The organism is Paenibacillus provencensis (assembly GCF_042678545.1).
GTDB lineage: Bacteria > Bacillota > Bacilli > Paenibacillales > Paenibacillaceae > Paenibacillus > Paenibacillus provencensis.
In genome coordinates this window covers 1,124,512-1,150,858 of the sequence record NZ_JBHTKX010000001.1, presented here as the reverse complement: position 1 = coordinate 1,150,858, position 26,347 = coordinate 1,124,512, and the positions used below count along the sequence as shown (strand labels likewise).

The 26,347-nt window shown below is 47.9% G+C and carries 21 protein-coding genes, 4 pseudogenes and 2 riboswitches; of the genes and pseudogenes, 8 read left to right on the top strand and 17 right to left on the bottom strand.

Features of this window, described 5'->3' with window-relative positions:
• Positions 1 to 266: 266 nt before the first annotated feature.
• Both ACFQ3J_RS05475 and ACFQ3J_RS05470 read right to left on the bottom strand, forming a co-directional pair.
• The gene (locus ACFQ3J_RS05475; protein WP_379292308.1) at positions 267 to 1,328 is read right to left on the bottom strand and encodes a hypothetical protein; all 1,062 of its coding nucleotides are present in this window, start codon (positions 1,326 to 1,328) and stop codon (positions 267 to 269) included.
• A 68-nt stretch (positions 1,329 to 1,396) separates the two neighbouring features.
• On the bottom strand, positions 1,397 to 1,579 hold the full coding sequence (locus tag ACFQ3J_RS05470; protein ID WP_379292306.1) for a hypothetical protein: 183 nt from the start codon (positions 1,577 to 1,579) through the stop codon (positions 1,397 to 1,399).
• A gap of 111 nt (positions 1,580 to 1,690) precedes the next feature.
• On the opposite strand from ACFQ3J_RS05470, the gene ACFQ3J_RS05465 reads away from it, so the two are divergent.
• Together ACFQ3J_RS05465 and ACFQ3J_RS05460 are read left to right on the top strand one after the other, a co-directional pair.
• Positions 1,691 to 2,353 (top strand): helix-turn-helix transcriptional regulator, encoded by a 663-nt coding sequence (locus ACFQ3J_RS05465; protein ID WP_379292305.1) that lies wholly within the window; start codon positions 1,691 to 1,693, stop codon positions 2,351 to 2,353.
• Positions 2,346 to 4,124, top strand: coding sequence for a recombinase family protein (locus tag ACFQ3J_RS05460; RefSeq protein ID WP_379292303.1), 1,779 nt, complete (start codon positions 2,346 to 2,348; stop codon positions 4,122 to 4,124). Before ACFQ3J_RS05465 ends, ACFQ3J_RS05460 begins: the two co-directional genes overlap by 8 nt.
• 373 nt (positions 4,125 to 4,497) lie before the next feature.
• Here ACFQ3J_RS05460 and ACFQ3J_RS05455 read toward each other — a convergent pair whose 3' ends face one another.
• Positions 4,498 to 4,860 (bottom strand): winged helix-turn-helix transcriptional regulator, encoded by a 363-nt coding sequence (locus tag ACFQ3J_RS05455; RefSeq protein WP_169284741.1) that lies wholly within the window; start codon positions 4,858 to 4,860, stop codon positions 4,498 to 4,500.
• Between the two features lie 150 nt (positions 4,861 to 5,010).
• On the opposite strand from ACFQ3J_RS05455, the gene hxlA reads away from it, so the two are divergent.
• Genes hxlA through ACFQ3J_RS05440 form a run of 3 tightly spaced genes read left to right on the top strand, consistent with a single transcriptional unit; the run spans position 5,011 to position 6,949 of the window.
• Positions 5,011 to 5,643 carry a 3-hexulose-6-phosphate synthase gene (gene hxlA / locus ACFQ3J_RS05450; protein ID WP_169284742.1) on the top strand — a complete coding sequence of 211 codons (633 nt, stop codon included), beginning with the start codon at positions 5,011 to 5,013 and terminating at the stop codon, positions 5,641 to 5,643.
• A 9-nt stretch (positions 5,644 to 5,652) separates the two neighbouring features.
• Positions 5,653 to 6,210, top strand: coding sequence for a 6-phospho-3-hexuloisomerase (hxlB, locus tag ACFQ3J_RS05445; protein WP_372490926.1), 558 nt, complete (start codon positions 5,653 to 5,655; stop codon positions 6,208 to 6,210).
• A gap of 22 nt (positions 6,211 to 6,232) precedes the next feature.
• Positions 6,233 to 6,949, top strand: coding sequence for a 3-ketoacyl-ACP reductase (locus tag ACFQ3J_RS05440; RefSeq protein ID WP_169284744.1), 717 nt, complete (start codon positions 6,233 to 6,235; stop codon positions 6,947 to 6,949).
• A 756-nt stretch (positions 6,950 to 7,705) separates the two neighbouring features.
• Here ACFQ3J_RS05440 and ACFQ3J_RS27075 read toward each other — a convergent pair.
• The 3 genes and pseudogenes from ACFQ3J_RS27075 to ACFQ3J_RS05425 all read right to left on the bottom strand — a co-directional run.
• Positions 7,706 to 7,816, bottom strand: a pseudogene (locus tag ACFQ3J_RS27075) (ATP-binding protein); the annotation flags it as partial.
• Positions 7,817 to 7,831: 15 nt separating this feature from the next.
• Positions 7,832 to 10,366: an EAL domain-containing protein gene (locus ACFQ3J_RS05430; RefSeq protein WP_248551627.1), complete on the bottom strand. Its 2,535-nt coding sequence runs from the start codon at positions 10,364 to 10,366 to the stop codon at positions 7,832 to 7,834.
• Between the two features lie 147 nt (positions 10,367 to 10,513).
• Positions 10,514 to 10,600: riboswitch (cyclic di-GMP riboswitch) on the bottom strand.
• Between the two features lie 183 nt (positions 10,601 to 10,783).
• Positions 10,784 to 11,161 (bottom strand): annotated as a pseudogene (locus tag ACFQ3J_RS05425) (IS4 family transposase); the annotation flags it as partial.
• Between the two features lie 687 nt (positions 11,162 to 11,848).
• Here ACFQ3J_RS05425 and ACFQ3J_RS05420 point away from each other — a divergent pair.
• On the top strand, positions 11,849 to 12,988 hold the full coding sequence (locus ACFQ3J_RS05420; protein WP_169284747.1) for a zinc-dependent alcohol dehydrogenase: 1,140 nt from the start codon (positions 11,849 to 11,851) through the stop codon (positions 12,986 to 12,988).
• 104 nt (positions 12,989 to 13,092) lie between these two features.
• Here ACFQ3J_RS05420 and ACFQ3J_RS05415 read toward each other — a convergent pair whose 3' ends face one another.
• Positions 13,093 to 13,344 (bottom strand): hypothetical protein, encoded by a 252-nt coding sequence (locus ACFQ3J_RS05415; RefSeq protein ID WP_372490925.1) that lies wholly within the window; start codon positions 13,342 to 13,344, stop codon positions 13,093 to 13,095.
• Between the two features lie 543 nt (positions 13,345 to 13,887).
• Positions 13,888 to 14,730, bottom strand: coding sequence for an aldo/keto reductase (locus ACFQ3J_RS05410; RefSeq protein ID WP_248551626.1), 843 nt, complete (start codon positions 14,728 to 14,730; stop codon positions 13,888 to 13,890).
• 228 nt (positions 14,731 to 14,958) lie between these two features.
• Between ACFQ3J_RS05410 and ACFQ3J_RS27070 the strand changes: the two are divergent.
• Both ACFQ3J_RS27070 and ACFQ3J_RS05405 read left to right on the top strand, forming a co-directional pair.
• Positions 14,959 to 15,101, top strand: a pseudogene (locus tag ACFQ3J_RS27070) (IS256 family transposase); the annotation flags it as partial.
• A 635-nt stretch (positions 15,102 to 15,736) separates the two neighbouring features.
• A pseudogene (locus ACFQ3J_RS05405) lies at positions 15,737 to 16,207 on the top strand (IS66 family transposase); the annotation flags it as partial.
• A 104-nt stretch (positions 16,208 to 16,311) separates the two neighbouring features.
• On the opposite strand, the gene ACFQ3J_RS05400 reads toward ACFQ3J_RS05405, so the two are convergent.
• From ACFQ3J_RS05400 to ACFQ3J_RS05360, 9 genes are all read right to left on the bottom strand, one after another.
• Positions 16,312 to 18,255, bottom strand: coding sequence for a C40 family peptidase (locus ACFQ3J_RS05400; protein WP_379292297.1), 1,944 nt, complete (start codon positions 18,253 to 18,255; stop codon positions 16,312 to 16,314).
• Positions 18,256 to 18,349: 94 nt separating this feature from the next.
• Positions 18,350 to 18,757: a DUF6075 family protein gene (locus ACFQ3J_RS05395; protein WP_021877429.1), complete on the bottom strand. Its 408-nt coding sequence runs from the start codon at positions 18,755 to 18,757 to the stop codon at positions 18,350 to 18,352.
• A 119-nt stretch (positions 18,758 to 18,876) separates the two neighbouring features.
• Positions 18,877 to 19,296 (bottom strand): sigma-70 family RNA polymerase sigma factor, encoded by a 420-nt coding sequence (locus ACFQ3J_RS05390; protein WP_169284750.1) that lies wholly within the window; start codon positions 19,294 to 19,296, stop codon positions 18,877 to 18,879.
• 1,005 nt (positions 19,297 to 20,301) lie between these two features.
• Positions 20,302 to 20,763, bottom strand: a complete 462-nt coding sequence (locus ACFQ3J_RS05385) for a hypothetical protein (protein WP_021877427.1) — start codon at positions 20,761 to 20,763, stop codon at positions 20,302 to 20,304.
• A gap of 444 nt (positions 20,764 to 21,207) precedes the next feature.
• Positions 21,208 to 21,912, bottom strand: coding sequence for a response regulator transcription factor (locus tag ACFQ3J_RS05380; protein ID WP_169284751.1), 705 nt, complete (start codon positions 21,910 to 21,912; stop codon positions 21,208 to 21,210).
• An 85-nt stretch (positions 21,913 to 21,997) separates the two neighbouring features.
• Positions 21,998 to 22,083: riboswitch (cyclic di-GMP riboswitch) on the bottom strand.
• Positions 22,084 to 22,309: 226 nt separating this feature from the next.
• Positions 22,310 to 23,701 (bottom strand): group II intron reverse transcriptase/maturase, encoded by a 1,392-nt coding sequence (ltrA, locus tag ACFQ3J_RS05375; protein ID WP_169284752.1) that lies wholly within the window; start codon positions 23,699 to 23,701, stop codon positions 22,310 to 22,312.
• 502 nt (positions 23,702 to 24,203) lie between these two features.
• Entirely contained in the window at positions 24,204 to 25,004 is an 801-nt protein-coding gene (locus tag ACFQ3J_RS05370; protein WP_169284753.1) for an arsenite methyltransferase, read from the bottom strand.
• 29 nt (positions 25,005 to 25,033) lie between these two features.
• Positions 25,034 to 25,216, bottom strand: a complete 183-nt coding sequence (locus tag ACFQ3J_RS05365; protein WP_379292293.1) for a hypothetical protein — start codon at positions 25,214 to 25,216, stop codon at positions 25,034 to 25,036.
• Positions 25,217 to 25,251: 35 nt separating this feature from the next.
• A complete protein-coding gene (locus ACFQ3J_RS05360) occupies positions 25,252 to 26,307 on the bottom strand; it encodes a flavin-containing monooxygenase (protein WP_248551624.1) in 1,056 nt (351 codons plus the stop codon).
• Positions 26,308 to 26,347 lie beyond the last annotated feature (40 nt).

Sequence of the window (26,347 nt, the reverse complement as noted above, 5' to 3'; positions counted from 1 at the left end):
TTCGCTCGCCGATTAAAGACCACCCTCTCCGCTCCCTGAGGGAGGACGTAAAGGGTTTCCACCCTTTACAATCCCGTCACTCGCCGTACGGCGTTCCTCAGCTAACGCTGAGAACAAGCAAGAGTGTCGGCTTGTTGCACCGCTCAGTCAAGGGTAAAGGCTTCGCCCCTGCGGCCCTTGACTGGCTTCATGCGACTCATTACCGCACGCAGGTGCAATGCAGAGACTGGGCCGCTCGCTTCGCTCGCGGCCCTCTGTACAACATGTCAGCTCAAAACGTCGGTAAGATAGCTTTGTCGCAGCCTGTATTTCTCTTTGCCCACATACGGTTCCAAGGAAGACCGGGTATAATGCAGATTTATCGGATCAATACGCACCGTTCTGTAAGTTATCATGTCTTTCCCGCTCCAGCTTGCTTTGAGTACCGGGAAGATTTTGCTCATCATATACAAGTGCGGCGACATGGACAGCCATTGATCGAGTTCCTTTTTAAACAAAGCACCGACATCAACAAGGGGATGCCTGAATGCTTCATGTAGTTTCAACTTCCGCTTCTCTTCCTTGGTCAATGTCATGTAGGCTTCCTGAAATGTTCCATACTTATTGATGCGTCGCATAATCTTGTCCCTACCGCTGAACTTGTCAATATCAACAATGACAACGTGTTTCAGAGCATCACTCTGTTCATCCAGCAGAAATCGCGACAAAGTTGGTCTTGCGAGCTTATCCCGCCGTTTCCTGCGTTTCTCAAGGCGAATCCACTCTTCACCATCACGATCTTGCTCCTTCGCCTTATCGTAGATGATGACCTGCTGGCCTTTTTTACTGCCGAACATAAATGTCTGGTCAAGATCATCATAGTTCCGAGGTTTCTTCTTCTGATAGCCGACATAAACACGCTTCGCCATCTCCTTCGAGGTAAGAAACCGGAGCCAATCCTGCTTATCGTCGTTGTGAGCGACATGTGCATCGAGATGACTGCCGATAATGAAGTCGATCAATGCAAGTACATCATCGGGTGAGAGTTGGTGCTTCCAAGGATTCAACATGATGGATGTCGTTGGGGCCTCCGGGTTGGCCTGCATCCACTGTACGCTGAACAAGTCATGCACCAGCCTGTATCGGTAAAAGGTTTCATCATCGTCCGTCTCGAATCTCGCGGGCCGAATCAGGTCAACGAACGCTTGTGTTGGCGGCTCATCTGAACAAAGGATCAGCTTGTCGTAAGGACAGTCAAAGTGCTTCACCTTGCTGGCGAATTGAATGCTTTGAATGATCGGCACGGTGTTCAACAACTCCGCTGCCCTTTGCTTATTGTACAGAAACATACGGTTTCACCTCAAATATCGAGAGGGTCTGAAGCCTTACGGGGCAAGGGATTAAGCCCTCTCGGTTGTCATTCTTGTACACCTGTTGTTAGAGATTCATCTTCTGCTTCCGATGGGTGATCCAACATGCGATTCAATGCCAGAGCAAGCCCCTCAATAAAATCTTGTTCCTTCTTTCGCTTTTCGTGAACGATCTCAAACGCATCGTCAATCTCATTCAGATCAATGCCAATATCGCGGATAAAGTCCATAGCAACCTCCGTAATATTTATATTTAAGTATTTGTAATTATATATTTGCAAACCATCATAGCAGAGTTTATAATCACTGTAAACCTGCTTGTACAGAAAGGATGATCTTCGATGCCAAGACGGATTCTCACTCGCGAAGAGTTTGAATATTTGAAGATGAGCGACTTGGGAGAGCGATTAAAGTTCTACAGAAAGGAAGCCGGAAAGCTTCACTCCAACAAAACCTTTACAACGACGGCAATGAGTGAACGTGTCGGTGTCAGCCACCAGACAATCATCTCTATCGAACGCGGGGATTCAAAAAAACCCGCTTACCAGCTCATCTACAAAATTACGCAGGATTTAGGCATCCCCTTTGATGCATTGACGGATGATTTCTATCAAGGAGAACTTCGGTCGATAGCCATCGGGGAACCAACCGAACCCGCTCCCGACTCTTCTGAGGAAAGCTCACTGTCTTATATCGGTGCTATTGTTTATCAAGCTTTCACGGACGGAATGATGCGGTTTATTCATGACCTTCAGTCCCCCCATCCACTGGATCGGGAACAACTTATCGCGTCCTTGGGCCGCATTATTGGTGAACTGGAGTCACTTAAACCATCTGAGGAATTGTTTAACCAGCCACATCCGGCAGTCAAAGCCAGTATTCTGTTGAATGAAATGGGCAAGTATCCGAATGCATTTCCTGTATTCCCGCGTGAATCATGGAACGAACATCTAGACAGCTTCTTTAGCGACTACCATAACAAGGAGGAAGTAAACAATGAGTAAGCTAAAAGCGGCTCTGTATGCTCGTGTAAGTACAGAAGAGCAAGCCAAGGAAGGTTACAGCATCGCTGCCCAAATCTCGGAGATCAGGAAGTATGCCGAACAGAACGGTCTTGAGCTTGTGGATGAATATGTAGATGAAGGTGCGAGTGGCAAAAGCATTGCAGGCCGTCCTCAGATGAAACGGCTTATAAGGGATGCCGCTCATCATAGATTTAACGCTGTCATCGTTTACAAATTTGATCGATTAGCACGCAAAACAAGAGATTCGTTGGAAATAAGCGACACACTAGAACGGAACAATATCGGATTGATTAGCTTAACTGAGAAATTCGATACTACAACTTCTTTTGGCCGTATGGCCTTTCAGATGCTTTGTTCAATTGCTGAGCTTGAACGAAACAATATTGTTGAACGTGTAAAAACCGGAATGGCCCAACGAGCCAAGGAGGGGAAATTTAACGGAGGAAAGGTGCTGGGGTATGACAACATCGACAAAGAGCTTATCATCAATGAGTACGAAGCCGTCATCGTCCGAAAAATCTTCGATTATGCCAATCAGGGGCTCGGCTTCAAAGCCATTACCCGCCGCCTGAATGAAGAAGGCTATCGTTCTAAGATGGACAAGCCCTTTAACGTCTGTGGGATCAAGACGATCCTCAATAATCCAATCTACATCGGAAAGATACGGTACAACCAACTACAAGATTGGTCTGAGAAACGACGGAAAGGAAAGAATCCCGACTTCCTGCTTGTTGACGGAACACATGATCCGCTTATTACATTCGAGCTCTGGGAGAGCGTCCATCAGAAGCTTGGTAAGCGTTCTTACAAGCCGTCCCGCTCCCATCAGCCATACATTCTGAGCGGATTACTCAGATGTCCTGCTTGCGGTCACGGAATGGTTCCTGCACGTTCCAAAGGTGCCGGAGGCAAGTCATATCGATACTATATCTGCGGACAGTTCCACAACAAGGGTAAGACCGTTTGCCGCTCTAATATGATGCGGGCTGACGTAGCCGAACAGCAGGTGCTTGATGAACTTGTAACAGTAGCATCGCGTCCAGATATTCTGAGGAAGTTAGTCGATAGAATCAATGCCGTGCGTTCAAATGCAGACGTCCCAATCATGGATGAAAAGAAAGCCCTTGTTGCCGAGTTGAATACCAACAGCAAAAAGCTTCAGAAGCTGAAAGACAACATCCTGAACGATCCCGAGTTGGCTGCAATATTCAAGGACGATCTGAAGGAAACGCACGCTCGTCAGGAACAGCTTCAGAAACGGCTGGAGACCATCGAAGCCGAACTGGACGAACAATTCAACAAGCCTGTTGATTTCGATTCGTTGCAAAAACTATTAATCCTGATTCAGGACGCAATGATGAAGATCGATGCGGATGAACAAAAGGCACTGTTGCGTCTAATGGTCGAAAGCATCCGCATCACCAAGGATTCTCCAAGGCGAGTCGGGCGGCAGATCACCCAGATCAACCTGCACTTCGATTTTACCATCGAATCAATGCAAAGGGATTCTGGAATCCTACTCAGTCGCCTAGTGAAAACACAGGCACTGGATTGTGTTGCACCTCTTGAGCCGGAAGTACTCGCCAGTCTCAACGAACCTCATACCGAAAGCCTCCGGGACTTGATGAAGTCCCTTTTTATTTTACCTTTAGCGATGATACGGTTCCCCGTATCACCACGTGATACCCGGATATACCCAACGGCACTTTTCTTTCTTTCCAAAAATGCCACCTTCCTCGAAATACTATAACATGTGCCTAAGGCGGGCGTATCCCACGATAATAACCAGTATCAGAGAAGGCACAACCTTCGTTTAAATGAAGGTTGTGCCTAGTTATTATTTCTAAATTTTTTGCATTTTTACGAACTCATCTTTACCGTATTTATTGACTAGTTTTTGAACACTTACTTCCTTCATAGATCAGACACAAAGTCCTTAATAATATCTATTTTAATATCCTCATCAGTTTTTAGTAACTTTTCAATTACAGTAGACATGTGTTTCACTCCGAGTATGCAAAATTTGGAGCATTAACTCCATGCCTGATAAAAAATAACACCCAAAAACCACTCTTAATGACTCCCTAATATTGCTGCTACTAACCGAGCTCGCCTTCCGCCGTTCACCTCTCGGTGCCGCGAATCGTTACCTGCTCTCCCATATCCGCGATATAGTCCTTTCCCCACTCGTACATCAGATCCAGAATGGGAATCAGGCTCTCGCCGCGGGGCGTCAGACTGTATTCCACTTTAGGCGGCACGACGGGATACACTATTCGGTTCACGATGCCGTCGTCTTCCAGCTCCCGCAGTTGCGTCGTCAGCATGCGCTGCGTGATGTCCGGAATCAGCGATTTAAGCTCGCTGAACCGTTTGGTGCCCTCTTTTCCAAGGTGCCACATGATGATCATTTTCCACTTGCCGCCGATAATGGAGAGCGTCAGTTCTTTCTCGCAATTGAATACCTTGTCTTCATTTCTGCTCATGCTGCAGTCCGCCTCCTACACCTTAGTATACTTTTAGACACTATATAACAAAATTGTGCCTACTTCCAGTTTTGATACCTTCTCCTTATAATTAAGTTCAGCCTAGCGCATACTTAGTATATTCACACTCAAAGGAGGCACTCATTCATCATGAAACTTCAGCTTGCACTCGATCTGGTGAACATCCAGGAAGCCAAGGAAGTCGTCAAGGAAGTACAGGAATATATCGATATCGTCGAGATCGGCACTCCGGTCGTCATTAACGAAGGGCTTCTCGCCGTGAAGGAAATCAAGGAGGCGTTCCCGAATCTGGACGTGCTGGCCGATCTAAAAATCATGGACGCGGGCGCTTACGAGGTCATGAAGGCTTCCGAAGCCGGGGCCGACATCATCACGGTGCTGGGCGCGACCGACGATTCCACCATCCGCGGCGCGGTGGAGGAAAGCCGCAAGCACGGCAAGAAAATTCTGGTCGACATGATCAACGTGAAAAACCTGGAGGAACGCGCGCGCGAAGTCGATGCGCTCGGCGTTGATTACATCTGCGTGCATACCGGATATGATTTACAGGCGGAGGGCGAGAATTCCTTCGAACAGCTTCGCGTGATCAAAAACGTCGTGAAGAACGCCAAGACGGCGATTGCAGGCGGGATCAAGCTCGCCACGCTGCCGGAAGTCATCGAGGCGTCCCCGGATCTGGTCATCGTCGGCGGCGGCATTACGGGCCAGGCGGACAAGCGTGCCGCGGCGGCCGAAATTAAGCGGCTGATTTCGGCGCGTTAAGCGATGGCGCTGTCCATCAAGCGCCATGCGGCGCATATCGTGCAAGAGCTCGAGCATGCCGCATCGCTGCTCACAGAAGACGCCGGCGAACGGCTGACGGAAGCGATTCTCGGGGCCGGACACATATTTGTGGCGGGGGCGGGACGCTCCGGCCTCATGATGAAGGCTTTCGCGATGCGCCTGATGCATCTGGGGCTGCAAGCCCATGTCGTGGGCGAGACGGTAACACCAGGTATTACTATGGGTGACCTGTTGCTGATCGGCTCCGGTTCGGGCGAGACGCAGACCTTGATCAGCATGGCCGAAAAGGCGAAGGCGCTGGATGCGGACGTCGCCGCACTCACCATCCAACCGCAGTCGACGATCGGAGCGCGGGCCGACATCGTCGTCCAGCTGCCGGGAGCGCCGAAGGACCAGGCGTCCGGCAGGGATTTGACGGTGCAGCCGATGGGATCGTTGTTCGAGCAGACGCTTCTGGTTGTACTAGACGCCGTCATCCTTCGGATCATGGAATCGCAGCGCCAGAACTCCGGCAAGATGTACGGCAATCACGCGAATCTGGAATAACGGACAGGAGGGAAAGGCAAGCATGCTCAAAGGTAAAACGGCTATTATTACAGGCGCGGGTAAGGGGATCGGACTCGCGGTCGCCCGCGCCCTCGCGCAGGAAGGCGTGCGTCCGGGCCTGATGGCGCGTTCCGCGCCAGACCTGGAACGCGCGCAGAAAGAGCTGAAGGAGACGTACGGCGTCGACGCCGCCATCGCGATGGCCGACGTCGGCAACCGCGGCGAGGTCGAAGCGGCTGTCGCCCGCTTGATCGGCGAGCTCGGCACCGTCAACATCCTGATCAACAACGCGGGAACGGCGACGTTCGGTACCGTGACGGACATGGATCCCGAGGAGTGGCAGCATATCGTTCAGGTCAACCTGATGGGGACGTACTACGTTACACGCGCCGTGCTGCCAACGATGCTGGAGCGCAAGTCCGGCGACATCGTCAATGTCGCGTCCACGGCCGGAGAACGCGGCTTCGCGACGGGTTCAGCCTACTGCGCGTCTAAATTCGCCGTGATGGGCCTGACGGAATCCCTCTTCCATGAGGTCCGCAAGTCCAACATCCGGGTCGCCGCCTTGACGCCGAGCACCGTGAACACGGAACTCGCCGTCAGGACGGGCTTGCCGGTCGGCCCGGAGGAGCGGATGATGCAGCCCGAGGACGTGGCGCAGCTGGCGATCGCGGCCCTCACGCTGCCGTCGCGCGTCGTTTTAAAAACCGCGGGCATTCTCACGACCAACCCGCAATAATCACCGGCATACACAGAAAGGGCATCCCGACCGGACCTTTGCGGGATGCCCTTTTTTTGAACCTTTCTTTGAATGTAACCTTTCACATGCTCGATTACATTAACATTAATTTCTTTGCATTCTTCACATGTGGGTGACTCCAAGTCATACTAACACTACTGTCACTGTTATTATCGTTTTAGGTAACCCGAAGCCTTGACTTGAAAAAATGGCATGAAATTGGCCCGATTAGCTCTATACCAAGCTAATCGGGCTTCATCTTCCCCATTCCCTCACCCTACCCACACCGGCCTTTTTTCGCACCTCTACCCCTTCCAACACAGAAATTTAGGGACAGACAATGTCGGTGATATTCAGCAATAGTCACCGACATGCTTACTAATCCCCTCTCGGTCTACAAAGGGGTCGCAAGAGCACGCAGTCTCTCGCCGATTGGCGTAGAGCAAAGACAATAGCCACTTTAAGGATCATGCATCGAATTGATGAAATCTATAATGAATCATCTCAACTTTGGTTACCGACGAATGACAAAATTCCATTAAGAATCAGGACTTTGTAGTCAATAAAAGTGCGTACACCGATTGTTTTACAAGAAGCGGCCGAGGAAATTGCTTCTGATTCGAGTGAAATTTTGAGTTTTTTCTTCAATATTAGGGATCAGAATGGCAAGCCATTCATTCTTGGATCGGTGACGTACGAATACAACCGTAACTGGGATTCCTGGAGCAAGCTCTGTCCGTATCTGATGGGTAAAATCACATCAACAATGGTTCCTTCGTTGACCGTGCTTTCGATGTGAATACTCCCTCCGTGTACGTGGACAATCTTGTTGCTGACCGTTAGGCCTAATCCCGTCCCCTTTTCTTTGGAACTATAAAAGGGTTAACCAATGGATTTAATTCGTTCCAATGAAATGCCACTTCCTTGGTCTACAAATCGAAATTTGATAAATTCTGAATCGTGGCATAGAATCTGTGTTTTGATGATTCCACCGTTTGGCATAGCGTCAACCGCATTCTGGAGAATGTTAATAATTACTTGCTTGATTTGATTCTCATAGCAGTAAATACGTGGTACTTCCGAGTCGTGTTCTTCAATAATTTCAATGTTGTTTAATATGGAGTGTGTACTGAATAACAACACCTCCTGTTGTAAAACAACCGCCGCATCAACTTCCTGCATTTCCGGAGCTTGGGGTTTGGCAAGTGTTAAAAATCCCCATACTATAGCTTCCAATCTCCCAACCTCAGATAGAATCAATTCAATATACTCGGGTTTTTCGTTACCTTGTTGTAACAGCTGGGCGAATTCCTTGATCGAGGTTAGAGGATTTCTAAACTCATGTGCAACCCCTGCAGCCATTTGACCTACTATCAATAGCTTTTCAGTTCGTAGAAGGAGTTCTTCTGCCTTCTTTCGTTCCGAAATATCACGAGACGCGTACACGCATTGCACTACTTTGCGATTTTCATCAAATATAGGAGTGCCCCTGGTCTCGATATATACCCAACTGCCATCTGCTTTTTTACACCTCCACTCAAAATCGAACGTTGATTTTAATGTAACCATGTCATTGAATTGCTTCTTAACATACGCAAGATCGTCAGGATGAACGAAATAAAAAGCAGAATTTCCTTCAAATTCGCTGGACGAAAACCCCAAGACCAATTCATGGGACGGCGAGGCGTATAGAACTATACCTTCCATATCCACGACACCGACTAAATCCTGGGTATTTTCGGCAATAAAACGATACTTTTCTTCTCTCTCAGCGAGACGTTCAGAGATATCACGATACCGTTGTTCGCTCTCACGGAGTTTCCATTCCTGTATCTTGCGTTCTGTAATCTCCCGACCAGTTACTAAGATGCTATCAATCTTACCATCGGACGTTAGAATGGGAGTCCCTATGCCTTCGAGCCAAATGCAGGTCTCGTCCACTTTAACGAATCGCCACTCAAGACGTACCGAAGTCTTGGTGGATATCATTTCATCCCAACGTTCTCTGATGAGTGCAAGATCATCGGGGTGTACCATAGAGAAAGGGTAGTTTCCTTCAAATTGGGAAGCTTCCCCCCCGAACATCCGAATGTGGGATGGCGAAGCGTACTGTAATACACCATTAGTATCCAAGATGGCAATCAGGTCTTGTGAATTCTCCCCAATCAATCGGTATTTTGACTCTTGCTCCACGAGGTATTGTGTGAGAAGAGACGCTTCCCTTTCTTTTTTGATACGATCACTTATATCGACAGCCGAGCCGATTACCTCTGCTACTTGTCTCCCTCTATGGATAGGGCGTAAGGAAGCCAAATACCAAATTCCGTTGTATTGACCTTCATAAGTGACGTTCTCCTCTCCACCCCAAGCTCTTTCGTAATATTGAGACTTCCGTTCAGCATCATTGAGCGGGAGGAATTCATGAGGCTCCTTTCCTACGACTTGTTCGGGTGTTAGACCCATGCGATATAACAATTCACCATCACACAAAGTATGAATAAATTTTCCATCATGCCGAGTCAACTTAAAAGTCATACCTTGCTGGTATCTCAACGTAACTGCTAATTCCTGCTTTGTTTTGTGCAAAGCTTCTTGTAACCATTTTTCTCTGAATAATGCTGAAGGTATTCCATCTCTACTAAAAATCTTCTCTATTTGATGGAATGCCACCAGAAATTCCGATGGCGGCAAAGGTTTGCTAAACAAATAACCTTGCCCTAAATCGCAGAGGTTTTGTTGGAGAAATATCAATTGCTCTTTCGATTCGATTCCTTCAGCAACGACCTCCACATTTAATTCATGCCCCAGAGCAATAATTGCCTTGACAATCGTTGCATCCTTCATGTTCACCAGGCAGTTATTCACAAAACATTGATCAATTTTTATAATGTCAATCGGCAATTCTTTGAAGTTATACAGGGAACTATACCCTATCCCGAAGTCATCCAAACTGATTTTTATACCGAGATTTTTTAATTGTCTTAGAATTGGAACAATTCGGACAATTTCCATCGTCATGTATTCCGTAATTTCAAGCTCCAGATACGATGGAACAAGCCCTGTCTCATGCAAAATATTTTCCACACTTTCCACAAAATCAGGTTGATAAAATTGACGTACAGAGAGGTTGACTGCCATTATAAGTGTTGGGGCACCTGCATCCTGCCATGCCTTGCTCTGAGTACAAGCGGTTCGCAACACCCATTCACCGATGGGGGAAATCAGATTAGTCTCTTCTGCGAGTGGAATAAACTGTGTTGGAGTAAGAAGTCCTTGTTCTGGATGCTCCCATCGGATCAATGCTTCAACGCCTGTGATTTTCCCCGAAGCCAAATCCAATTTTGGCTGATAGTACAGTTGGAACTCTTGACGTTCCAGTGCTTCTCTTAAATCTTTCTCTAATTGTTGAATCCCCATTGTTACCTCCCCCTACTCGTGTTGTTGATGAGACGACAAAGTACCTGTGGTATCGAGGATGAATTTATCGAATTACGGGGGACTATCGCTGTTCTCGCCACTCTAATCCCCAACAAACAGACTAGAGACAACGAAAAAAACGCAACACACGGCAACCTGGCAACCATAACGAACATGCGTATTAGGCCCATGGCTTTGCGTCCCCATCTTTCAATGGGTTTGCCATTTCAATTGTTAATCTTCAACCACATTATGCCATGGTTCGACAATCTTCTGCAATATTCTCTTTGTCCATGAATATTGACTTTGCGAAGATACCAAGTTGATTAGGGTTTCCAATGAGCTTTCGGACAAATGAAGCGCTTTAGCACGGGATTACCGTGCTATCCCTCGCGACAACATTAGCACATAGGTTAACTTTTCGAACATCAAATCGTCGACGATGAAGACGGTATCCCGATCCGCAGAAGTCAGCGCATCCACCTTTTCCACCTTTTTCATGGTGGCCACGCTAAGCGAAGTCAGAAAACGACGCCATGCAAAGCCGGCATGATTGAGAAAGCAATAAACCGCAGCTTTGCCGGCCTTCGAATCGTCCTTGCGGCTTTCAAGCAGGCGAAACCAGTTTTTCTGATGAAATAACAAAACGAAGACGAGTTGGAACAGCCGGGCGCAGCTAAAGCCAAAACGTTTACGGAATCCAGCTTGTTGCAAATGCTGCATGACTTTCAATTCTTGGAACGCTGGCTTTAGTTCGTTAGGCATTTGAATCAATTCGGATGGATGGGATATCATTAGGTAGACACCACCTCTTCGGTTAAAGTGATTGCTCAAAACTTTCACTTAGCAAACGAAGCGGTGTTTTTCTATTAACAAGCCCAGTATCTGATCGCCTTGGAAGCCTGCAACGACATGACTTCAAGACGAATTTCGCTCTGCGAAATTTGGGTTGGTAACCTACAAGTATTGTTAAAGCCATAGAAGAACTAGGTGCAGCTTCGAAGTAAGTTTTGATCTGGTTCGCGAGAATGTCTTTGAGGATTTGGGAAGACAATTTTATATAGTCGCGCGTGAATTTGCTACAGGACCAAAGTTCCGACGGGAAGGCCGTGCACCGTACCTGCACATTCTTCATTGCTTGCTGTTAGTAATGAATGGACATTAGATTTAGTACAAGCAATGCGCGATAATCCAGAATAAAGAGGTAGTGTGGTCAAGTTGTTAACAAAGGGTATTTAGATAGTTTTATTAACTGTGAGCACAAGGATTTATTTAGTGAGGTTTTGTTCTTTGATAACCTTACAAATACCCTTAGTGTTGAATTTACTTTCACGTGAATCTTTCCGTCCTCCGTCTCCTTTCTTGTTCTTAGGCGCTCCGCGACTGTCGAATTTACCGTATATCGAATGTATAATCCTCTCTCCAATTTCATAATAGAAGCATGCATGCAAATTCAAGGCATGTCATAACAGGAGGGCGATTATGAAGGCTGTAACATTCCATGGCATGAAGAACATGCAAGTGACGCAGGTCGCGGATCCGACGATTCAGAAAAAAGACGGGATTATCGTCAGGATCACCTCGACCGCCATATGCGGTTCTGATCTCCATATATACCAGGGGGCGATTCAAGCCCAAACCGGATACGTGATCGGCCATGAACCGATGGGCATCGTCGAAGAAGTAGGCCCTGAGGTGACAAAGGTCAAGAAAGGGGACCGGGTCGTGCTCCCGTTCAATATCTCGTGCGGCAGCTGTCATTACTGCCAGCATGAAATGGAGAGCCAATGCGACAACTCCAACCCCAATCCCCAAGTGGATACGGGAGCTTACTTTGGGTTTACCGAACGGTATGGGAATTATTGGGGCGGACAAGCCGAATTGCTTTACGTGCCATACGGCAATTTCATGCCCTTCGTTATTCCGGAGTCATGCGAATTGGAGGATGAGAAGCTCCTGTTCCTGTCCGACGTGCTGCCGACGGCCTATTGGAGCGTGGACAACGGCGGCGTGAAGCAGGGGGATACGGTTGTGGTGCTCGGCTGCGGCCCCGTCGGCTTGATGGCGCAAATATTCGCTTGGATGAAAGGGGCCAAACGGGTCATCGCGATCGACAATCTCCCGTACCGGCTGAACCATGCCAAAAAAATGAATAACGTCGAAACCTTCAACTTTGAAGATTTCAAAGACATGGGGCTGCATATAAAAGAAATAACGGGCGGGGGCGCGGATGTCGTCATCGATTGCGTCGGAATGGACGGCAAGAAGACGCCATTGGAGGAGGAAGAGCAAAAGGCCAAGCTGGTTGGCGGAACACTTAGCCCGATCAACATCGCGATGAATGCGGTGCGGAAATTCGGCACGATTCAGATTACGGGAGTATACGGTTCTAAATACTACCAGTTCATGTTCGGAAACATTTGGGAACGAAACGTGAAGCTAACCATGGGACAGGCGCCCGTGATCCATTACATGCCGATGCTGTATCAAAAAATTATGGCAGGCGAGTTCGATCCGACGGAGATCATCACGCATAAAGTGCCGCTCGATCAGGCGCATAACGCGTATAACACCTTTTACAATCATGCGGACGAATGCATTAAATTCGTACTGAAGCCTTAAATGATGACATGAGAAAAGAGGCTGTGCCACGGGGTATTGTACCCTGAGGGACAGCCCCATGTGTTTAGCCGATTCTTCTTCAATATTAGCAGGACCAAGTTTCATTATAGGCCTAAAACCGCCAGGTTTACAGCAAGCTCCCTGGAGACCCGATCCGCGACTCTTGCACCGACCGCCCTGACGATTTTCCCTTCGAATGACAACGGAATCCCCCTCCGAACACGACCACGCGTCCGTTGGTTGGTCGTAATGAACCCGTAAAGTTCCCCGTTCAGGACCGCCAAAAGAGCAACGCTCGCCGCAGGCATCTTTAGCGCGACCGCCGTCCATGCCTTATTATGGGTGATGTCGGACATAGGCCAGCCAGGAATGGTGTCCATCCGATGAGAAGCAACAAAATTCCCGTCATCGTCTACATGGCTATCACCTCCGCGATCCCGAACTCCCTTGCCCGTAGCTCCGCTGCGTGAATCAACACTTTGGCGACTTCCAAGTAATTTTCATCATCTGCGTCTTCTCCCAGTTTATCTGTGTCCAGTGACATTAGAGTTGGTAAATAGAAAAATATCACGAAAAGTCCCGAACATTCAATCTTATGTCGGGACTTTTCTGTTTCTGAGGAGCTGGCTAACAGAGGTGGAATCAATTCGGCTCCATAATGATGGGTGTGAGAGATACCTTGTTCGATCTTGAGGTAAGCGAACATGCGAAAGCATCGTTCCTTGAGGATTATTCGCTATTGGCAAGCTTGCCCACGGGGGCAATCAACAGAAGGAAAAATTCGTAAAAGAGAACATGGAGAGATGTGCTACAGTTGTCGAAACTGACGGAAAAGCAGCGGTTTTAAATTCGGGAATCCAACAAGTCTAACCTGCGGAAACTTTCATGTGAAGGCTTTCTTAAATAATGTCGAGCCGAACCTTTCTAGTGGGTTTGAAGAACGCCTCATCCAACATCCCCAAGTCTTCCTCGGTAAGCTTAATACGTTCCGCCTCCGCATTCTCTTCGACATGCGCTGCTGTTGACGCCTTAGGAATGGCAATTACGTCACCGCTTCTAATGCACCAAGCCAAGAGAATCTGAAGTGGCTTCACGCCATGTCGATCGGCAATTTCCTTAACCGCTGGATGCTCAACCAACCCTCTTCGTAAAGTGCCCGCCTGGGCAAGCGGACTATAGGCCATTATCGGGATTTTTCGCTCTCTCAACCAAGGAAGCAGGTCGTATTCTACACCGCGGGAACCGAGATGATACAGTACCTGATCGACCATGCAATTCGTCCCTCGCGCCGCGTCGAACAGTTCTTTCATATCGTCCGTGTCCAGGTTAGAGACACCCCATCGCAAAATTTTCCCCGCTTCGACCAACTGCTCCATCGCTTCTACCGTTTCGCTTAGAGGAATACTTCCTCTCCAGTGAAGAAGATAAAGGTCGAGACGGTCCGTCTTTAACCGCTTCAAGCTTTGTTCGCAGCTGCCGACGATGCGATTCAGACCAGCGTTGTGCGGGTACACTTTGGATACCAGAAACACTTGATCTCGGATCCCTTCGATCGCTTCTCCAACCAAGGACTCGGATCTGCCATCACCATACATTTCAGCCGAATCGATCAGGTTCAATCCAAGCTCCACACCGCGTCTTAACGTGCGAAGCTCTTCATTTTTCATGGACGGCTCATCCCCCATATACCACGTACCTTGACCGATTCTGGGCAAAGTTGTCCCATCAGTTAGGGTTACCACGCGCCCACCCCCTTATTTTTTTTTAATTTTTCCTGCAGCGCACCGTCCTATTCTCCATAGCGAATATATTGGGCGATGTTTTTGCAGTGGTCTCCCATACATTCTAAGTTGCTAATATGACGTACAATTGTTTGTCTACCATGATTTGGAGACTTAAAAGACAACAAAAAAGTAGGATATCCTCGGGGTTACGACGCCACCAAGAAAGGATCCTACTCGAGGACTACTATACCCTAAACTTGCTTGCCAATCTATTTGATAATGCTATCACCTCGTTCGTGAAAGAAAACTTGGAATCCATCCGTGCAGAAATCAAACACTACATGGAGGAAGAGCCCGGCGGCGAGCACAATAGTCGCAATGGCTACTACGGGCTGAGATGTGTTTCTTAATATACGTCACTGCACAAGAAGTCTCACAAAAATGAACGAAATGCCTCAATTTTGAAAATACGGCCTGCCGTACATTACTTGAAGATCGGCGTCAAATACATTCGATAAACAACCTGTAACCGTCTGGAGGAGGCATCGATAACTTTGCCCTCGCCGGCATAAATGCCGACATGCGAAATATTCATAAACCTCCCTTTCGGTCGTAGTTCCAGAAAATCAAATCTCCTGCCATTAGCTCATCAGAGGCAAGGGAAAGTCCGTTATCCACGCGTTAGCATGAACTGGGATAATCCTACTTAAGTGCCATTCAAACTGTTCTAACCCGCCTTGACTTCCAATGTTCCGGGCACCTTTCTTACCTTTGTCTTTCAAATCATTTTTAACAAATCCTTGATATTATTAAGTCTTATTTTAGTGTACGATTCATATTTTTTTGACCTGATAAAGTATCAATACTTATCTCACAGAAAGATTCTATTTGCTCAAGACTCTTGCTTGTTTCTAATGAAAATAAAGCATCAAAATTTTTTTCGCTGTAAGTTCAAAATTGGAGGCATCATTAAATGAAAGCGGCGCCGGAGGCCAAAGGCAACCCGGAAACCGTCGCAGCCTAGGGATTGGCGTATTGCAACCAGCTCTTTGTGATTGAACGAGATCTGCAGGAAGCTACAGCGGAAGATCACCACCTCGCACGGGCCGAGCGAAGCCAGCCCATGCTACATGCTTACTTTGCATGGCTGCGCCAGCAAAAATGCCGAACGATGCCGAAGAGCTTGGTCGGCCAAGCAATAGCTTACAGCTTGAATCAATGGGAGAAACTGACGGCGTTTCTGAATGACGGGCGTCTTGAAATCGACAATAACCGCAGTTAGCGTTCGATCAAGCCCTTTGTGATCGGGCGAAAAAATTGGTTGTTTGCGAATACCCCGCTGGGAGCTACGGCCAGTGCTGCCATTTACAGCGTGATCGAGACGGCGAAAGAAAATGGCCTGCATCCGTTCAAGTACCTGATGTACCTGTTCGAGCAACTGCCGAAGCTTGCAGATCTGAAAGACCCGCATGCACTGGAGCCTTATATGCCGTAGTCGCCGTCACTACCGGACTCCTTCCGTCTCACGTAATCTCTATCCATCATACACTCGCTCCCATCTGACTGGTAGGTTGGGGCTATTTGACGCTCACCTGTACCTCACACTTGAACCGCAGGTCTTCCAAACAACACTTGCTTGTCCGAATCGAACAGATTGCGGTACACTACTTGTCCCCGGCTTGAGGAAGCATCTACAACTTTGCCATCCCCCGCATAAATTCCAACGTGGGTAATATCCATAAACCTACCATTATGCTCGTAGCTCCAAAATATTAGATCGCCAGGAACCAGGTCTGCCGCGCTTACTGTCAGGCCATTTTCTACGCAAAATCTTGCTTGTTCTGCTGCGGTTCTTGGCAGGTTAATGCTTAGCTGTCGATAAACCCACTGAACGAGATAGCTACAATCTGTAAAGTCATCCTGTCCGGCCTTCGGTTGACTGTACGGATCACCTAAACGAGTTAGCGCCAATTTGACGACTTCACTGCCTATTTCTCCCTCGGGCAAATGCTGCCCAATATCCGCTAGCTGCCCCGGCGTCAAGCCAATATCCGTTTCTTTACCCAGCATCGCAAACATGAGTGGCCGAAACTCTCCAGACATCATTTCCTTCATGATGTCCATCTGTTCATTTGTAAAGTGATAAGATTCAGCCTGTTGCTCCGCAGTTTTGCTCGAAACAGTAATATGCAAAATGTGTTCATAGCTGGTAGTCGTCTCTTCGCTGGTAGTCCCATCTTCATGCTCTACCGTAACACTTTCCGTATGTTCGATCGTTTCGATACGGGATTCCAGTTGATTCATGTCCCAAAACACCGATTGGATGATCCCAATCCTTGTTGCATCAAGTGTTGCTACATCCATTCCGTTTTCTGAATCCATGACAGTCTTCACGGCAAAAACGGTTATAATATCCATCCAATTATCTATTCGCGTGTTGTCCGCGCTACCGGGGTAATGAAACTCCACCCGGTCTACACGGCCAGCGGACTGCTGTATTTCTGCCAGTCGGTCGGCATACTCAATGTCCAGCTCTTGAACGATTCGGGAAAGCGGCTTTACATCGGCATCCGTGTTTTCACCGGAAACAAAGATGCTGAACGGAGAGGAAATGACAGCTGCTATAGCCATAACAATGCACAGCAATACAATAACGGTGCTACTAATCCCCAAAAGCGCGGCTACCCCTTTGACAAGCAAAGCGGCTGCTTTTACTACCATTTTAATGATCCGAAGATTTAATCGCGCCGCAGCTTGTGCCCTTTGAATAGAGCGGCGGGCAGTCATCGCCATCTGTGCAGTCCGCTGCGCTGTCCTGGCACTATTCATTTTTCCTTCCGCTTGATAATCAGAGGGGCTTTTAGCCTGTCCTAGCCGTTGTCCCGTTTTTATAAATGGCGATAATGTCTTAAATTTCCTTTCTTTACGTTTGATCGTATGGCTTGCTTGCTTGGATATAGCGAAGGGGATTCGGGATGACGGTGGCCTGAAATGCCGCTTCCTCATGCTTACTGACGTTAGCGCTTTTGGACGATTCACGCGTACATTTGCTGAATGAGATGCCGCGGCGGCAAATGCTCCTTTTTTCCCGGCCGGTTCTTGATCTCTACCTTCCCGATTTAGAATTCGGTTAGTAAAGCTATTTTTGCGAAGAGGATGCAAAAGCCGGGCATTGACCCGGCTCCGTATAAAGCGTTGTTTTTTTGATTGATGGTTAGCTGACAAGTGATATTTCCCATCTACCGGCTTGCGGAGATGCAACCTACGGGCAAGTCGCAATTGACGTGTACCTGAAGGCTTAGTAATTATAGCAGCGGGGTTCTGTATCGATATTGTATCCCCTTCTGACTTTGCCCGCCTTTTTTGAATGAACCTTATCAATCTTTTGCTAGCAACCACGCTCATTCCAATTTGAAAACGTACCGTTTTATCTATGGCCGATGCAGAATGGTGCTGCGCATATTCATTTGGAGATTGTGAAATCGTCTTGTCATTGTCTTTGTGTTGTTTTGTGCGTGCGCTCGAATGTTTTACACGATCCATCAAGTTTGGCAGTCTGTCCAAACGTTTAATATCTTTCACAACAGTCCTCGTTTTAATATCCTTCATCTATTCCACTCCCCTAGCTTGTTGCCATTCAGCGAACTTGTTCGTTCAGCCGCTTGAAATTCTTCTCCTGGCTTCGGCAATAGTCCGGATAACGAAGTTGAATCGCTTCAAAAAAATAGGGAGCGTAGCTGCAATCGAATAATTCGTGGGGAGTAGAGTAGCGTTCCCCACCTTTTTCCGTCCAGCCATTCCACAGATTAAAAGCAAGCCTACACACGCGGATAGAACTACCGGTTTGCCACGAGGCTGCGAGACCTCCGGGCTTAATGCCCCCATTAGAAAAATCAAACAAATCGCGGATATGACTCCGAGTATCGCGGGAAATACCTAATGTGTAGAAAAGTGCCCGATGATAGCCGTCGCTGCATTTCCTTTCATCCAGCATCCGATAGTAGAAACTTTCGTGTTCAGCATCTCGAAATCGAATCGGATTCATTGTTACCTGCCCCTCTCATGGAAAATGAGCGGCTGGTAATACCCAGCCGCCGCCTACATAAAGCTCTCTAACTATCTGTTCATTTTGGCAAGCAAATCGGACCCTTTGACCTACCGCAATCACATTTTATTGAGAAACTGCGCCATTTGTTTTAAGCCGCGTTCAATAGATTTTCGTACTGCCCGTTCATCAACTTGTTCAGCTTGGGCAATCGCTACTTTGCTCATGCCTAAGAAGAAATGAGCATAAATTCGTCTGAACGATTTTTCCGGCAATCGACACATAGCCGCATAAAGCTGCTCATTGGAAAGCTTACGCTCGTAATATTCCTCCGGGGAAATCGAAAGGAAAAGAATATCTTGTTCTATACCGTCGTTCCGATCAAGCGAGTAATAAGCGCGATGACGATAGGTGCGCAATTTGTATGCACTTTCGTTTAAGTCGAAACGGCGGATTTCTTGTGCCACTTCATCATCTAGGTCGATCCATACATCCGTTTTGATAAAGGGATACATATCCCGCAAATTAATCCTTTTCATATTCGTCCCTCCATTTTGGTTTGTGAGCAAACCAAAATGGAGGGGGAGAGCGACAGCCAACGCTCCCTTTAAAACGATTGTTGATTGTGTTACATAAATAAAAAAGACCTTGCCGCTCAGCAATCCAATGCTGATTTGCAGCCAAGTCTGATAGTAATATCCATCGTTGAGGCGTTATGAGCCGTACGAATAGTAAAAACACATAAAAGGATCGTGGTTTGACATTGCATGCAACGTGGGGCACATAATATCAATTTCCCTCCTCACATGGCAACACCATTGCGAGAGGAATAACCAGTCTGTTTTATGATGGTGTTGTCCTACGTTTTAGTTCAAACGCTCCTTTTTGATTGTCCCGTATCACATGCCTTCAGCACTCGTCACTGTAATAGCTACCTTCTTTTGGGTTTCAATCAGAAAATAAAAAAGAGCGTTTCGCTTCTTTTTGCTGATCACAGCAAAAAATGAAGCGGCGCTCAATGGCTGGAATGCAAAGTAATGCGCATAGAATGAATACAGATGTATCCAGTTCAGGATGGCATGTCTACCTATTTCTAAATTACAGATTAATAGGAACCGCATCATCGCCCTCCTTTCATCGGTATTATTGTACGAATTAATGGGGAACATGACGAAACCATGCATGGAACAAGTTATGCCCGTTTCGTCAATCCTCGCTTCACAAACATAAAGGACAGCCGATGATCTTGTAGGCTGCCCTTAAGCTTGCTATACTATCATCGTATCAGGAAAATCGTGCATATTGGGTGCATAATTCGTGCAAAATAAGAGCAAATCTAGTGCAGCGTTCGGTGCATGTTCGGTGCAAGAAAGATTCACGGCATCTCTTCTCTTGGTGAGGAGTTAATCGTACTCGGAGAGATTGAACTGACTGCTAAAAATGGGGGTAGACCCTAGAGCCTGTTTGAAAACGGGGATATTCTTCAATTCACGAACCATAAAAATAGAAGATGCGTATGTGCATCTTCTGAAGTAATGATATGATCAGTCTTCTCCAAAGGAATCCAGTTCCAACAGGACCGCCCGATCTTTGATTTTTCGATATACTTTATGCAGAATTCGCTTCCGATGATAAAAGAACGCGCGGCGGGAAAGTGCAATGCGATCTATAATGACCGAAAGCGCCAGTTTATCCAAATATCGTAGACGAACGAACAAAATTTCCTCTGTGGTGAGAGCCGAGAAAGCGTAATCGATCAATCCGATTCTCGATAATAGCAACGGGATTTCATGTTCAGTGATCTCTATCCGATGAATGACCGTACGCAACAATGGTTCTTGTTTTCTTCCATTGCCATGATTCACCCATTCATGCAGAGCCCTCGTTAATCCCGGAATATGCTTAAGCTCTGCCTGCGCATATTCCAACCTTGCTTTCCAATCACTATAGGACATAAGCCATGCTTCCACTTTTTCATAGGGGATGGACTGTTGAGTAAGATTCATCAGACACCCTCCCCAATTCCAAGAAATACTACAACTCTCCTTCCGCAAAACTGCTGAATGAAGTGCAAATCAATCCATGTTAATAAACATAATTCACGCTCCGTTTCTAATTGATACATGACGATCATCCCTTCATTGTTATATTGGGGACAGCCGCATAATTACGTAAGTTAAAGGCACCATCCTCTTCATTTTACGAGAGCCTGTCCCATTTTGATTTACTTCAGACTCCGATTCACGACAACAATCTCCAGCATTCATCTTTTTTCTCTCCACCTCCTTTGGTAAGGGATAATATTCCTATTTTTCCTTAGATCACCCCTTCATTTTACCTATTATTAGTTCGAATGGGGAGGGTGATCTTTTTGTCACCCTCTGCCATGATGATTTTGTCGAAAATCCCCGAATTTTCCCAAAGCTTGTTTCAATTTCAGTCCCATTAAATCACGTAGCATAGTGCTGATCATACAGACCTCTTCGTTTCGCCTTCTCAGCAGCTTCTCGAATGGATCGGGTGTCGAATTTACGAGTGATATGACGAACGTGCGATTTTAGGGTGTTCGAAGTAATGCCAAGTAATTCTCTGATAATTGTCTGTCGATAGCCCAAGCCTATGAGCTGCAAAATTTCTTTTTCCGTAGGTGTGAGCATGCAATGCAATTCTTTTCGCTTTATAAGCTCGATCTCATTACGGATTATCGTCGCGACATCCGCATGGAGAGAGGACTGACGTCGGTGAGCTTCTCTGATCGCAACCGGTATGTCCATATAGTTGGACTTTGTAATATAATTGACCGCTCCGGCAACAACCGCATCGACCATGACTTCCGGATCATGTATCGAAGAAAGGACAATAATCGGTAACTCTTTATTTCTGAGAATCTCGGCTGCGGCGTCCAGCCCGTCTCGTTTGGGCGAATTCAAAATCATTTCCAAGATCATTACGTCTACGTCTAATTGTACACTCGCTCGAATCGCTTCCTCTTTTGTCGAAACGATGTTAGATAAATAAATATCTGGCTCGGATTCAAGCAACATAGCGAGTCGCTGTTGCCAAGCTAGGTCACCATCCGCCAGTAATACTTTGATACTCCTGTTCCTACGGATCATATCTTTTATCTCTACAGAAAAGCTTGTTTGTTTGTTCATAATCGATCACCTCTTTTTATTTTCAAATGACAAAAAGACACGCCCTCTCACTGGCGTGCCTACTTGTCATCTTGGTGTGGTTTGAGAGGGTAACCCGGCGATCATTGCACTAGTGCAGAAGACCCGTGGCTTTGCGTCCCTGTCTTTCGATCAGGTTTGCCTTTTTTCCTAGTCTATTCGACATATTTGTATTGATTTATTTTACCATATTTCAATAGATGCCAAAAAGTTTGCTTGGTGTCACACCTTAGTAACGTATGTTCGAACATAGCGCAACCCTCTTCTTGCCAACATTTTAACGAAAATATACGCTAAGCAATCGAGTAGATAGGGGCGGCAAGCCCCTGACCTCTCACACCACCGTACATGCGGGTCCGCATACGGCGGTTCCTAAAGGTTAACGAATTTCAAGATATCGAGAAGTTAGACTTAACAGCCCTTGGTCGTTCCAATAGTAACGGTTAAGGGCGTTATTTATATTTCGGGACATCTCCCAGCATCCTCGCCGGGAGTTTGCCATCATCCTTGCCGCCCATTCAGGCACACCTAAGGCGCGTAAATTTCGAAGTCGGGTTTTGGGTAGCTTCCATTGTTTCCATAGACACATCCGCAACCTACGCCGAATCCATTCGTCTAGGCGTTCGCAGTGCATCTTCGCGGATGCCAAGCGGAAGTAGCCAATCCATCCCATCAGATAGCGGTTTAGTTCTTTCAACCGGCTTTCCATTGAGATACCCCGCGTTCGCGAGGTTATCCCTCTTACGCGCTCTTTCAGTTGTTCCACTTTCTTCGGTGCGATTCGAATTGTCGCGCTTTTGTTGGTCAGAAAACTGAATCCAAGGAATTTGCGCTTCCAAGGGCGGTCTACTGCGCTTTTGTCCCGATTCACTTTTAGTCTAAGCTTCCCCTCCACAAAACGGACAACCGATTCCATCACGCGCTCGCCTGCGCGTTTGCTTCCGACGAAGATGTTGCAATCGTCCGCATAGCGCACAAACTTCAGTCCTCTTCCCGTCAGTTCTTTGTCCAAATCGTCTAACAGAATGTTTGCTAAGAGCGGGCTGAGCGGTCCGCCTTGCGGCGTTCCTTCCAGCGTCTCTTGCCTCATCCCGTCGACCATGACTCCCGCGTTTAGATAAGCTCGAATAAGCTTCAGGACTCGCTTGTCCGAAACTTTCCTAGCTACTCTTGCCATGAGGATGTCGTGATTTACGCGGTCAAAGAACTTCTCCAAGTCCATGTCCACGACCCAGCGACATCCTTCTTGGATGTAGGTCCGCGCCTGTTTCACTGCGTCATGTGCTCGTTTCCTTGGACGGAATCCGAAACTGTTCGGCGAGAATTGCAGATCGAAGATCGGCGTCATCACTTGCATGAGGGCTTGCTGAATAAAGCGATCCATCACGGTTGGGATACCTAACAGCCGCACCCCGCCTCCGGGTTTGGGGATTTCCACCCGTTTGACTGGCATCGGTCTATACGTACCCGCTTGGAGTTCCCACTTTACGGTTTCCCAGCGTTCCCACAAGTGCGCTTGTAGCTCTGCTACCGTCACTTGGTCTATGCCAGGCGCTCCTCCGTTTTGTTTCACACGCTTATAGGCGTCTCGAAGATTGCTCTCTTCGAGCATCCGCTCCAGCAAGTCGTATTGTCCTTCGCGAGAAGTATGGTCGATTTGTGCCGACGAAGAACTCGGCGCTCCGGCATACCCTGGCGGTTTCACCGTTTCTCTTTGCCGCGAGCTCCCTTGCGGGATATTCTGCTGTCGTTGCTCTTCGCGCGAACGCATCGGTTTCTTCTCTCCTTTAAGTTCAGCCCTTCCGTGTGTTGTTGCAACAACACGCGTACTATGGCTTCTGCTGACTCCTGCGGGTTCAGCGCGGCTTTTCAGCCGCGGTTACGAAGTTACTTCGCGTATCCCGCAGGCCTCCCCAGATAAGAACGCCATCTTTCCGCCCGTACTCGCCCAAGTTTACGGCTACAGCCTTTGGCAGCTTAGGATTTCGTCATGGTATGGTGACTCATCCGGCTGCAACCGCCTCAAATTGGATTCGTGTACCTCGAGCCGTGCTTTTGCCTCCGGCTTCCTTCAGATTCCGCCTCGCGGCGGACACCCTTGCCCTTGGCTAATGGTAGGCGCTTGCCAGCCCCCATTCGGGACTTTCACCCTAGAGATGACGCCCATGCTGGGCGTACAAGGCGAAGGCGCTGCCAGTTTACCGGCAGCGCCTTATTATTATGCCGAACATGTTCAACTCAACTCGAGCTGCAACAGTTCGGCCCGTCATGGCTCAAGGCTTGACGGCACGTATCGCGGCGGACACCAGGTATTGTTCGACATTTGCGCCAGGAATCCAATCCTTGATGAACGTCCGGGATTCGTCGTTAGGCTCGATCTCAATTTGGGTAAAACCGCTTTGCGCAAGCATGGCCTCCAGTTCACCGATGGAGGAAGCTCCTGAAATGCACCCTGAATAGATACGGTCGATATCCTGCTTGATTTCATCCGGAAAATCGGCTGTTGCCACGACATCCGATATGGCCAGTCTGCCGCCGTTACGCAGCACACGGAACGCCTCGTCAAAAACCTGCTGCTTCGATGGGGACAGATTAATGACACAGTTTGAAATAATTACGTCAACCGAATGGTCCTGAACCGGCAGATGCTCGATCTCGCCCAGCCGAAATTCCGTATTGGTAAATCCGCTTTTACTGGCATTTTCGCGGGCGCGGCTGACCATTTCCGGTGTCATATCTACACCAATGACGCGGCCGGAAGCACCAACCTGACGGGAGGCAAGAAAGCAATCAAACCCGCCGCCGCTGCCCAGGTCCAGCACGACTTCTCCCGGTTGCAAAGCGGCAATGGCTTGCGGATTGCCACAGCCGAGGCCCAGGTTCGCCCCATCCGGAACGGCTGTCAGTTCTTCTGACGAGTAGCCCATTTTAGCGGAAACATCCGCGGCCGAACTACAGCAATCATTGGCTGGCGCTGGCGTACAACAGGACCCTGCCCCTACGTCCTGTAAGGCGATTTCTTTATACCGATTCCGAACGTTTTGACGAATTTGATCATTACTCACTTGATTCATGAAAGATCACTCCTAGTTTTTTTATACAATCAACAGCAGCTCGCAGCGCAGCAGGCCGTTGGTGTTGCACGAATGATTGGCCGTCGGTTAAAGAATCGGGCCGATTGCTTTGGCATAGCGTCTGACCATTTCCACGCTTCTCTAGCAGATCGTTCGATTTCCCCTTGGCGTTGTTTCATAAGTATTTCCGCAGCAAACCAATTGAGGTTCAAGTCGGTCCCATCCTTTTATCAAAAAATGTAAGTATTCAGTGTTTAAGATGATGCAAAAGCTTTTTAACAACAAACTGCGCGTCCGGCCCCACCCCCCTTAAGGTAGCAGAACCAAAGGAACGCTGCCCTTCCAGCCCCACATAATAAAGCCCCGGAACGTCGCTTATGCCTGCTTGATGTAACGGCCTCCCTTCCGCATCCAGCGCGCCAATCGCTTGAAGGTAGGGAAGATGCGGCCGGTAGCCTGTCGCAAAGATCACCGTATCCACCGGTTCTTTTGTCCCGTTCGGCCAAATGACGCCCTCCTCATAAAAGGACGTAAACATCGGTTGTTGATCCGGTTTTCCTGCCGCTACTTTTTCTTTGTACCCGCCCGAATCGTTCACCGCACTTGAACTCGGCGCAGTTTTCCCGAACCGCCAAAATGGAAAGGTGTCAAATCCAATCAGTTTGATCCAAAAATGCACATCCTGACCCAACAGCCTCGATTTCATGAATTGGACCGGCCGGAGTACCGCTAAAGACGTCTTGCTCACCTCGGCCAGCTCAACACCGATCTGTACGGCAGAATTGCCACGCCCGACCACCACTACGCGTTGATTGCGAAATGGCTCCGGATTCCGGTATTCGGAGGAATGAAGTGTGCGGCCTTGAAACGCCTCCTGCCCCGGCAAAACTGGCGTATAGGGATTGTGAAATGAGCCGGCCGCATTAATGATGGTGCGCGCCCGAAACGTATCCCCTGCTATCGTACGGACCCTAAACCCTTCTCCATCCCTTTCGACCGATGCTACGCGCTGATTGGTCCGAACCGGCAATTGAAATTTTGCCCGATAATCCTGTAAATAACGAATGACTTCATCACGCTTGGGATAGCCATTCGGATCGCCGGGGAACTTCATGCCTGGCATCGACGAGAAACGTGCTGGAGAGAACAGTTTGAGACTATCGTAATAACGCGGCCACGAGCCCCCCGCCTCGTCGCCCGCGTCCAAAATCAGAAATCGAAGTCCTTTCTTCTGAAGATGATAGCCGGAAGCCAGACCCGCCTGCCCCCCTCCAATGACAATCGTATCCAATACCTCATTCATACCCAACATCCTCCGATTTATTTGCAATTTGCAAGTATTA